Consider the following 247-nt stretch of genomic DNA (forward strand, 5'->3'; position numbering starts at 1 on the left):
GGTGCCCACCGCGATCGCCACCACGCACAGCAGCGCCGCGCCGGTGCGCACGGCCGATTTGATCAGATGACCGATCGACGGCGCGGCGAGCCACGCGGCGAACATGGTGAGCAGCACGGTCGCGAGCAGCAGGCTGCGCGTGACGCTCAGCAGCTCGACCACGAGCGTGGCGAGGAACACGAGCACCATCCACACCGAGAAGCGCCGCGCGACGATGAACTGATGCAGCAGCATCGCCTGCAACGCG

1 pseudogene is annotated in these 247 nt (G+C 68.8%); it reads right to left on the minus strand.

What is annotated here, in order from left to right:
* Nucleotides 1-247 (minus strand): annotated as a pseudogene (locus tag SB816_RS33985) (hypothetical protein); the annotation flags it as partial.

Origin of the sequence: Achromobacter sp. SIMBA_011 (assembly GCF_046535435.1) — a bacterium.
In the GTDB taxonomy this organism is placed as follows: domain Bacteria; phylum Pseudomonadota; class Gammaproteobacteria; order Burkholderiales; family Burkholderiaceae_B; genus Achromobacter; species Achromobacter dolens.